General features: G+C 44.3%; 11 protein-coding genes. 6 read left to right on the top strand and 5 right to left on the bottom strand.

The features are described 5' to 3' along the window. The first annotated feature begins 168 nt into the window (after nt 1–168). Complete coding sequence (locus tag MiSe_RS45880) at nt 169–1,206, top strand: ABC transporter permease (RefSeq protein WP_226593520.1); 1,038 nt, start codon at nt 169–171, stop codon at nt 1,204–1,206. A gap of 87 nt (nt 1,207–1,293) precedes the next feature. On the opposite strand, the gene MiSe_RS45875 is transcribed toward MiSe_RS45880, so the two are convergent. Then, nucleotides 1,294–1,575 (bottom strand): hypothetical protein, encoded by a 282-nt coding sequence (locus tag MiSe_RS45875; protein WP_226593517.1) that lies wholly within the window; start codon nt 1,573–1,575, stop codon nt 1,294–1,296. 272 nt (nt 1,576–1,847) lie between these two features. Between MiSe_RS45875 and MiSe_RS45870 the strand changes: the two genes are divergently transcribed. Together MiSe_RS45870 and MiSe_RS45865 are read left to right on the top strand one after the other, a co-directional pair. After that, nucleotides 1,848–2,777: an ABC transporter permease gene (locus tag MiSe_RS45870; protein ID WP_226593515.1), complete on the top strand. Its 930-nt coding sequence runs from the start codon at nt 1,848–1,850 to the stop codon at nt 2,775–2,777. Nucleotides 2,778–2,929: 152 nt separating this feature from the next. Next, entirely contained in the window at nt 2,930–4,201 is a 1,272-nt protein-coding gene (locus tag MiSe_RS45865; protein WP_226593514.1) for a glycosyltransferase family 4 protein, read from the top strand. Between the two features lie 29 nt (nt 4,202–4,230). Here MiSe_RS45865 and upp read toward each other — a convergent pair whose 3' ends face one another. Both upp and MiSe_RS45855 read right to left on the bottom strand, forming a co-directional pair. Beyond that, complete coding sequence (upp, locus tag MiSe_RS45860) at nt 4,231–4,866, bottom strand: uracil phosphoribosyltransferase (RefSeq protein WP_226593512.1); 636 nt, start codon at nt 4,864–4,866, stop codon at nt 4,231–4,233. A 29-nt stretch (nt 4,867–4,895) separates the two neighbouring features. After that, on the bottom strand, nt 4,896–6,149 hold the full coding sequence (locus MiSe_RS45855) for a URC4/urg3 family protein (RefSeq protein WP_226593522.1): 1,254 nt from the start codon (nt 6,147–6,149) through the stop codon (nt 4,896–4,898). A gap of 63 nt (nt 6,150–6,212) precedes the next feature. On the opposite strand from MiSe_RS45855, the gene MiSe_RS45850 reads away from it, so the two are divergent. Together MiSe_RS45850 and MiSe_RS45845 are read left to right on the top strand one after the other, a co-directional pair. After that, nucleotides 6,213–6,590: an ArsR/SmtB family transcription factor gene (locus tag MiSe_RS45850; protein ID WP_226593510.1), complete on the top strand. Its 378-nt coding sequence runs from the start codon at nt 6,213–6,215 to the stop codon at nt 6,588–6,590. Nucleotides 6,591–6,662: 72 nt separating this feature from the next. Then, nucleotides 6,663–7,109, top strand: a complete 447-nt coding sequence (locus MiSe_RS45845; RefSeq protein WP_226593508.1) for an ArsI/CadI family heavy metal resistance metalloenzyme — start codon at nt 6,663–6,665, stop codon at nt 7,107–7,109. A 91-nt stretch (nt 7,110–7,200) separates the two neighbouring features. Here the strand turns inward: MiSe_RS45845 and MiSe_RS45840 are convergent, their stop codons facing one another. Further along, the gene (locus MiSe_RS45840; protein WP_226593506.1) at nt 7,201–7,527 is read right to left on the bottom strand and encodes a hypothetical protein; all 327 of its coding nucleotides are present in this window, start codon (nt 7,525–7,527) and stop codon (nt 7,201–7,203) included. Nucleotides 7,528–7,688: 161 nt separating this feature from the next. Here MiSe_RS45840 and MiSe_RS45835 point away from each other — a divergent pair, with 161 nt between their 5' ends. Then, entirely contained in the window at nt 7,689–7,895 is a 207-nt protein-coding gene (locus tag MiSe_RS45835; RefSeq protein ID WP_226593504.1) for a YlcI/YnfO family protein, read from the top strand. 33 nt (nt 7,896–7,928) lie between these two features. On the opposite strand, the gene MiSe_RS45830 is transcribed toward MiSe_RS45835, so the two are convergent. Next, nucleotides 7,929–8,224, bottom strand: a 296-nt coding sequence (locus MiSe_RS45830) for a hypothetical protein (protein WP_226593502.1), incomplete at its 5' end; no start/stop codon positions are given.

Here is an 8,224-nt window from a genome sequence, read left to right as displayed (position 1 = left end):
AACTATTCTCAGCCTGCGTAGGCAGGCTTAGTTTGTCTAGCCTCTATACAAACTTTGACCGCCTGCGCGGTCTAAAATACAAAAACTATTCTCAGCCTGCGTAGGCAGGCTTAGTTTGTCTAGCCACAGACTTCAGTCTGTGGGAGTCTAAACATAAGTCCCACAGTGATGCAAACTCATCGAATTCACTCCAATCTACTACCCATTCTATCGCCGCTGATAGCCATTGCCCTCGCCCTACTCGTCGGCGCTATCCTCATTCTGCTAGCAAAAGCAAACCCCATCACCGCTTACAGCATTCTGATTCAAGAATCCCTCACCAACTACTACGGTTTTGGCAATATGCTAACCAAAACCGCACCTTTATTGTTATCCAGTTTAGGCGTATTGCTGGCATTAAAAGCAGGGTTATTTAATATCGGCGCAGAAGGACAAATTTACATGGGTGGACTCGGTAGCGCTTTGGTGGGATTATACCTGCAAGGAATACCGGGATTGATTCACGTACCCCTAGCATTATTGGGAGGATTTATTTTAGGTGCAATTTGGGGATTAATTCCCGGATATCTCAAAGCAATGCGAGGCGTAAATGAAGTAATAACTACCCTATTACTCAACTACATAGCGCTAAATTTTATTGGATATTTAGCCAACAATCCTTTAAAAGAACCCGGTGCGCCGAGTGCTTATTCTTCGCTGATTTCTGAATCTGCTAGATTGCCGATTATTATGTCTCAAACCCAAGCTCATGCGGGGATTTTTGTTGGGTTATTGGCGACAATAATATTGTGGGTAATCTTGGCGCGATCGCCTCTAGGATACCAAATCGAAGCCGTCGGTTTAAACCCAATTGCCGCGCGTTATGCAGGCATGTCCTTCGAAGGCACTATAATTGCTGTGATGGCGATAGCGGGAGGATTGGCGGGATTGGCTGGTGCGGGTGAGGTAATGGGGCTAAAATATCGCTTATTCGACCGCTTTTCCCCCGGATATGGATTTGATGCCATTGCGATCGCGCTCCTGGGTCGCGGTAACATTGGCGGTATCCTCCTCACCTCCGTCTTTTTCGCCATCCTCCGCAGCGGTGCAAATGTCATGCAACGCAGTGCAGGTGTTCCCGTCACCGTCGTTTACGCCATTCAGGGATTAACCGTATTATTCATTGCCATTAGTTTTGCCATCGAACGACGGATAAATCCCTTGTAATTGCAGATTTCAGATTTCAGATTTCAGATTTAATTCAACTGCAAATCTAAAATCTAATATCTAAAATCTAAAATTACCAATTATTGATTAAAAAGAATACCCCCTAGACTCGAACATCTCCTCGCAACAGACTGGAGTAATATCTTTAAATCCCAAACTTTCCAGGTGCGATATCCATTCAGAGGGAGTATCTTCTTCAAATTCTAATGCCCCTAATAATCTTGCCACATCAACAACTTCTGGCACCGTCCAAAGCATATAACCTTGCCAATTAACCCCCAAACAAAGCCACCCCGGCACATTACCATTGTTCAACCTATTTGCACCTTCACAACTAGCTCTGAAGCAGTAGATTTGACCTTTTGACATAGTGCGTTTTTTGCTCAATTTTGTTGCTCAAATTATGTGACTTACAACAGCGATGCTCGTGTCAGGGTATGTTGACATACCCAACGGCAGCAAGCGTCGCATATTCCTATAAAATTTAAAACAGCATTTCGTTTACCCTCTAAAAACTATTGAATTTCTTTAACAAGTTAGCGCCATCTATCCGGGGGAAGAAGAGCGTTCGCGAAGTGTGCCGGAGGCATATCGCACACCCCCATCCAAAGCAAAATCGATCTAAAATCTAAAATCAATTAATGACTAACTTCCTAACTGACTATCTAGTTGCCAGCTTGCGCCTTTCTGTCCCTTTAGCTTTTGCTGCACTTGGGGGACTGTTATCAGAACGATCTGGCGTGTTAAATATTGCTTTAGAAGGAATGTTACTATCCGGCGCATTTGCTAGTGCTGTCGGAGCTTTTTTTACCGGCAATAGTTGGATAGGAATTTTATTAGCAATCTTCATCGGCGGATTGGTGGGAATTCTCCACGCCTATCTTTGCGTCACCTTACGAGTCGATCAATTAGTCTCCGGACTGGCGATTAATCTTACCGCAGCGGGATTGACTTCTTTCTGGGCGCGTATTTTGTTCAACAGCGGACAAGCGCAGTCATTACCAAGCATTAATATTATCGGCATTCCCGGCTTAAAAAATATCCCGATTATTGGAGATATTCTTTTTAACGAAGACCCTCTAGTTTACCTGTTATTTTTATTAATTCCTCTTCTAACGTATATTTTATTTTGCACCAGTATCGGTTTATCCTTGCGAGCGGTTGGAGAATACCCACGCGCCGCCGATACAGCCGGAATTTCTGTTAAATTAATGCGTTATGTAGCCGTGACTCTCAGCGGTTGTCTTGCCGGATTAGGAGGTGCTTATCTCGCCTTAGTACACGTCAAATTTTTCGTAGAAGATATGAGTGCAGGCAAAGGTTTTATTGCCCTAGCTGCCTTAATTTTTGGCAGGTGGCATCCCGTCAGTACATTTTTTGCTTGCCTGTTATTTGGGGCAACAGAAGCTTTGCAGCTGCGAATTCAAGCCTTTAACTTAAATATTCCCTATCAATTTTTAGTCATGTTGCCTTATCTTATTGCCCTATTCGCCTTAGTGGGATTAGCCGGAAAGTCTACCCCGCCCGCTTCCCTGGGGATTCCTTATATTCCAGAAAGTCGAGATCGCTGAGTGCAGTCATGCATGTAAAAGCGATCGCTCAAATTAACCTACGACCAAATCTAGCTTTCTTGACAAAAGCAAATTATGAATGCTACTATAGTAAAAGATATTTTTTGATACGTAAAAACTGAATTAAGCTAGACAAGCAGAGTGGCAACGTCATGAGTAAACCAACACCAAAAGTTTTACTTGTCATTGAACAATGCAATCCAGATTGGGCTTCTGTTCCCCTCGTAGGATATAATTACTATAAGGAAATTAGCAAGTTAGTCGATGCAACGCTTGTCACCCATGAAAGAAATAAGCAGGCGATTCAAAATCAAAAAAAGCATGAAAAAGTTGTTTATACACGCGAGAGTAAATTCAGCAAAATCTACCATAATTTTGTCGCAAATATTGCAAATAGGGGACGATTCAATTGGCCTCTTTACAACGCATTGAATTACCTAATCTATGCCGAATTTAATCACCAGGTATACGAACAATTCAAAGATCAAGTATTTCGGGGAGACTATGACTTAGTTCATGCAATTACTCCGATGATGCCTCGATATGCGGTTAAAATAGTTAAAGCATGTAAAAAGACTCCTTTTCTTATAGGGCCAGTTAATGGCGGTGTTCCTTTTCCAGCAGGTTTCCAAGATATAGCCAAACAAGAATTTGCTTACTTGAATTTTTTAAGGGCAGTTGGTCGATTCTTGATCCCAGGCTATAGAGAAACTTATAAGAAAGCAGACAAAATATTAGCAGGCTCGACTTTTACATTAAATATGTTGAAAGAACTGTTTTCACTCCCTGACGACAAAATTAGCTTGTTTTATGAAAATGGCATTTCAAGTAGTTTTTTAGATGCCCAGCCAACCCCCAAAGACAACAACAAGGTTAACTTACTTTTTGTTGGCAGGTTAGTACCTTATAAAGGTGCAGACATGTTGATTGAAGCGATCGGTAAACTTGAAGGTTCAATCAAGGAAAAAATCTTGGTAAAAATTGTGGGAGATGGTTCGGAAAAAGGCAGCTTAGAAGCTAAAGTACAAAAGTTAAATTTAGGCGAAATTGTCAAATTTACAGGCTGGGTTAACCAAGAAGAGACACTTGTCTATTATCGAAAATCAGATATATTTTGCTTCCCTTCAATTCGAGAATTTGGGGGAGCAGTGGTACTGGAAGCGATGGCTTGTGGACTTCCCTGCATTGTGGCGAACAATGGTGGAATTGGGGAATATGTAACTGAAGAAACCGGATTTAAAATCGAACCCATTTCTAGAGACTATTTAACGCAAGAGTTAACCCAAAAAATCCATATTCTGGTTGAAAACGAAGAACTAAGGCAAAAAATGTCTGCCAAATCAATTGAAAGAGTTCGAGAATTTACCTGGTCAGAAAAAGCCAAAAAAATCGTCGAAATCTACCATTTAATGATTAATAATTAACGCGATCGCCATCCGAAATACCCCTTGCCTTATTTGGTGCCATACATGCGATCGCCTGCATCCCCAAGTCCAGGAATGATATAACCGTTTTCGTCCAAATACTCATCAATAGCAGCCGTATAGATAGGCACATCCGGATGTTGCGCGTGGAAATGGGTGATGCCTTCGGGTGCTGCTAACAAGCACAAAAATTTAATTGATTTCGGGTTAACTTCTTTAAGTCTATCCACCGCTGCAACTGCTGAATTACCCGTTGCTAGCATCGGATCGACTACTAACACATCTCGCTGATCGATATCGTAGGGAACTTTAAAATAATATTCAACTGCTACGTGGGTGATCGGGTCGCGGTACAATCCAATATGTCCGACCCTTGCTGAAGGAATTAATTCTAAAATTCCGTCTAAAAGTCCTTGCCCTGCCCGCATAATCGAGACAATTACCATTTTTTTGTCCGCCGCAAGCATAGGAGCAAACATCGGGGCAAGCGGCGTTTTAATTTCTTCGTATTTCAGCGGTAAATCTCGCGTTACTTCGTAGGCTAATAGAATGCCAATTTCGTGCAAAAGTTGACGAAATTTTCCCGTACTGGTTTCAGCTTGACGCATCAGCGTCAACTTGTGTTGAACTAATGGATGCTCAATTACAGTAACTTCGGCTTTCATTTCTTCTTACTTATTTAATTAATCTGAAATTAAAACACCGTTCCATCGCTTTCTATTTGAATTGGCGGCACCCCACCTGGTCTTAATTGTGCGGCAATTTTTCTTCCAGCATTCCAAGTTCCTCCTTGTAAAATTTTGACTAGAGGTAATTGGGATTCGTTCAGGTTCAACTTTTCTCGAATCGCTGCGGCAATTTGATCTAAAAGAATCACGGTTAATGCCCGCCATTCAACAATGACCTCAGATCCAGGCAAGTGACTTTCCTGAAGCATATCCTCGCCCACGACTTCCAGCAATCCCATGTCCAGACATAATCCACCATTGCGATATTCTGGCAATCCCGTCATCACCTCTAGTCCGGTAATTTCTACGCCGAGTTCTTGGAGGGGTTCTAGCAGCGAGTAGGTTAACCACTGGGATAGTTTGTGGAATGGGATATAGCGATCGCTCTCCTTCTCCCCCCCTAAAGCTGGATGAATCCAGACATCCCCTAAGTTTACTCCTGTAATGGTCAAACGCCCAGGCCATATTTCGCCAATTCCCTCTAAAACGGCAGTTAGTACCAAAGATGCAGGCAGGTGGGTAGAGGGGCGGGTGGGCAGGTGAGTACATGTACTTATTTTATTTTGGAGCAGGTAATCTACTAAGTTGCCGGGGCGTGAGTTTTCTGCGCCAAAAAATATCGGATTTTGAGTTAGTATCTCTCCTAAGCGTTGCAGCAATTTAACTCGCCCCTCTAACCCTACTAACGGGTTTTCTGAACTTACTTGAAATCCTTGAGCTAGCTTTTCTATTGTTATTGCTTTCAGTGCTTTTGCATCTGCTTGTAAAGGTTGTTCTGGGTTACTAGAAAAAGCACCTTGACAAAACATCCTCAAACTCGCTACTGCCAACCCTTCGGAACGGCGAAATACCTGTCCCGTCTCTTGTTCGTAATATTGCCAATCTGCACCCGCACCCGCATCTAGTAAAACGCTGATGATGGCTAGATCGAATTTTACTTTCGCTGTTTCAATTGGTGTTAAATCTCGCTCTAATTCGTCAAGGCGCGAACTATCCCCCACCTCGAAATGTCGCCAGCGACTGTGAAAAGGAATGTCTAAATCGGGATAATTTTCCCGCATCACGTCGATGACGTAATCTGCTGTTTTGTCTAATTTGGATAAGTCGCAGCGAAAGTAGTTGAGTTGGCGATCGCACGCTAATTTAAACATGCGATCGCACCTCTGGCGAATCGCCGCCGGGGTTCTCAAGTATGCGATCGTTTCTTGGTCATTCATCATGTTCTGGAGTTTACCATCCCTGACCACTTGACATTCTCCCCTTATTTTGATATTTATATAACTATGGAAAAAGCAACTACCCCTCTAGATCCCACCTCAGTCGAGAAAATCGCTGAAACCTTCGCCGCCCTGGGGCAGATTTCGCGGCTCCAAATCGTGCGCCTGTTGCTTTCTGCCTACCCAAAAGGACTTCCAGCAGGCGAAATTCAGCAAAACTTGGGGATTTCTGCCCCTACCCTGTCTCACCACCTCGACAAGCTGCGTCAGGTGGGACTGCTCAATATGGAGAAGGACAGACAGTGGATTTGGTACAGCATCCGCCCTGAGACACTCAAGCTGTTAATCGATTTTTTCTACGCAGAGTGTTGCACTCGCAATCAAGTTGTGGAGTTGGAACCAGGGGAATTGCCAACCAAGTCCAGCCAGAAAGGCTGTTGCTAATGGTTCGATAGCAGGGGTAGTGTTTTTTTACCGTTTACTTCGATAGTTGTAAAAATACCAAAGGAAAAGGCCATGTCTGCTGTCAAAACCCACGTTGCGCTGAATGTTACTGACATTGAAAAGTCTGTCGCCTTCTACCGGGCAATGTTTGGCGTTACCCCAGTCAAGCACAAACCCGACTACGCCAAATTCGACCTAGAAAACCCTGCGCTTAATTTCACTCTCAACCTAACCGAGAAAGTACAATCCCACGGCGCACTATCCCATTTGGGCATCCAAGTTAACAGTACCGCAGAGGTGAAAGCTGCAATTGAGCGTTTTGCCCAAGCTGGTTTAAGTTTATTTGAAGAACAGAACACCAACTGTTGCTATGCCCTCCAAGACAAAGTATGGGTGAGTGACCCGGATGGTAACCGCTGGGAAATCTTTGTGGTCAAGGTGGGAGATACTGCACCAGAGCAAAATGTTGGTGCAGTCGCCGCAGTGGAAATGAAGGATAAAAAACCCTGCTGTGCCTAGTAGGACTTAGACATTTTTCAGCCCCTTAAGGGGCTGAAAGCTTCTCTGGGACAGCTACTCTAGGTGCTTATCAGATTTGATCGAAGACCAATCAGATGTTGCGATTGAGCGGGATTTGCTTAGTAACAATACTCATGAATTCCCCATTGGGAGCAGGCATGAGAAAACTCCATTCGCTAACCTGGGCGAACTGGAGCTTGTAAAGCCAACGAATTGTGTAGTTGACCGCGTAGCTCGAGCCAAAAATCATCACCCTGACAAGCTCGCGATCGCCCCTCGGAGCTGGTAGGGTATCAAGAGCAGGAATAACCGAAGGTAAAGTGTCGCCACCCCCAGGCACGAAGCCTAGAGTTTGGCTGTAGACTAATTGCGGCGGGAAACTTAGTATCGTTCCCCACCCGATGCTAAACTTTGTCATGATAATTGAGCCTCCTAGTGCTTTTAGGGGGAAAGTCGTCGTGTAGGGGATGGATCAGATCCTCTACGCGGCGCACAAACGCTTTCCCATTACTGTACCACAATCATCCAGAAATGGATGATTTTTGGATGATATTTTGATTGAAAAAAGAGTAAAGCAGTATGGCTCAAATTACAGTAACAATTCCCGACGATATAGCAGAGGTGATTGCTGCCATCGTCGCGGAGACAGGGCGATCGCAGTCTAGCTTATGCGCCTCCTATATAGAGGAAGGCGTCTACAAACATATTGAGCAACTCAACAAAGTTGAAGCCTGGAAGTCAACGATCAAACGGAAGAACATAACTGATCGCCCACCAACCCAATAAAAAAAGCCGCCCCACCCCAGGGGTGGCGTAGCTTTATCCAAAAATCATCACCCTCACAAGCTCGCGATCGCCCCTCGGAGCTGGTAGGGTGTCAAGAGCAGGAACCACTGAGGGCAAAGTGTCGCCACCCCCAGGCACGAAGCCCACAGTTTGCGCGTAAACCATTTGCGGCGGGGAACTTAGTACTGTTCCCCACCCGAAGATTAAAGTCGGCGACTCCCTTACAAGAGCCGCTGCTCTCCAGAACGGAACGTGATACTTTCGCATCATTCCGCTCCTCATTTGTCCGCTTCCATGACATTGGAGCAAGCCAAGACTGACATCATTGC

It is taken from the genome of Microseira wollei NIES-4236 (assembly GCF_020521235.1).
In the GTDB taxonomy this organism is placed as follows: Bacteria; Cyanobacteriota; Cyanobacteriia; order Cyanobacteriales; family Aerosakkonemataceae; genus Microseira; species Microseira wollei.
The sequence above is the reverse complement of the archived record's forward strand: the minus strand, read 5'-3'. Positions and strand labels throughout refer to the sequence as shown.